This is a genomic window from Cellulomonas biazotea (assembly GCF_004306155.1).
GTDB lineage: Bacteria > Actinomycetota > Actinomycetes > Actinomycetales > Cellulomonadaceae > Cellulomonas > Cellulomonas biazotea.
This window is the reverse complement of the sequence record NZ_BIMR01000493.1, coordinates 1-1,397: the sequence shown is the minus strand read 5'-3', so window position 1 is coordinate 1,397 and position 1,397 is coordinate 1. Positions and strand designations below refer to the sequence as shown.

Sequence of the window (1,397 nt, the reverse complement as noted above, 5' to 3'; positions counted from 1 at the left end):
CCGTCGTCCGGCGCCCGCGGCGGCACGCACGCGATCGCGGCCTACCGCCTGCTGCTCGGCGACCCTCGGCTCGGCGGGGCGGTCCGGCGGGTCGTCGTGCTCGGCCGGCCGACGCTGTCGCGCCCGGTGCAGCGGCTCCTCGCCCGCGACGACGTCGAGGTCGTCGTCGTCGCGCCGCACGGCGGTGCCTGGCCCGACGCGGCCCGGAACGCCGCCGAGGTGCTCACCGAGGTCCCGACCCGCATGCTGCGCGGCCGGCTGCCGGCGCCGGTCGGCTGGCTCGACGCGTGGCAGACCGCCGGCAAGGCGGCCGACGCGGCGCTCGACGCGGTGCTCGACGGGCCGCCCGAGAGCGACGGCCGCCGCTCGCGCAGCGGCGCGCGCGTGACCGGCCCGGGACTCGCGCGCGTCGTCGCGGGAGTGCTGCAACCGCGCGACGTCCTCGTCGTCGGGTCGTCCAACCCGGTCCGCGACCTCGACCTCGTCGCCCGCTGGGACGCCCCGCCGCTCGTGCTCGCCAACCGCGGGCTCGCGGGGATCGACGGCGTCGTGTCGACGGCCGTGGGCGTCGCGCTGGGCCTGCCCCACCGCCCCGTCCGCGCGCTGCTCGGCGACCTCACGTTCCTGCACGACGTCGGCGGACTCCTGCGCGGTCCGCTGGAGCACGCCGTCGACCTGCAGCTCGTCGTCGCGAACGACGACGGCGGCTCGATCTTCTCGACCCTCGAGCCGGGCGAGCCGGACCGTGCGGGGGTCTTCGAGCGCGTGTTCGGCACCCCGCACGGCGTCGACGTCGCGGCCCTGTGCGCGGCGTACGGCGTGCGGCACACCCGCGTGGGCGACGTCGACGGGCTGCTGCCGGCGCTCGCGACGCCCGGGCCCGGCCTGAGCGTCGTCGAGGTGCGGGTGGACCGCACGGGTCGGCGGGCGCTGGGGGAGCGGCTGGCCGAGGACGTCGCCCGGGCGGTCGACGAGTCCCTGCGCTGACCGGCGCCCGACCAGCGGCCGACCAGCGGCAGCGCACGGGCGTCCGGACGCCCGTGCGCGGCACGCGGACCCCTGCCCGCGGTTCATGAGGAACTGACAGCCAACTCCCAGGTTCGTCGGAGGGTCTCTTCAGCGCGCTGTCGTTCCATGGAGGTCGACAAGGAGGACTGACGATGACGACCACCCCTCAGCACCCCGCGGACGAGAACCACCCCCAGGCGCAGCCGACGCAGCCGATCCCCCCGATCGGCGCGACGCAGCCCCTGCCGGCTGCTCCCGCGACCCCGGCCACCGACGCGGCCCCGGCCGCCGGGCACCCGACGAACCCGTTCACGCCGCCGCACCCGGCCGCGCCGGGCGAGGTCCACGCCGAGGCCGAGCGGGCCCGGCAGGACGCCGCCGCCCAGCGC

Annotated in this window: 1 protein-coding gene and 1 pseudogene; both read left to right on the top strand. The window is 78.2% G+C overall.

Translation table 11 applies throughout. The features are described from left to right. Positions 1 to 987 (top strand): thiamine pyrophosphate-dependent enzyme (locus tag CBZ_RS20425; RefSeq protein WP_246013580.1); only part of this gene is annotated, 987 nt, incomplete at its 5' end. Positions 988 to 1,160: 173 nt separating this feature from the next. Beyond that, positions 1,161 to 1,397: pseudogene (locus tag CBZ_RS20420) on the top strand (dihydrolipoamide succinyltransferase); the annotation flags it as partial.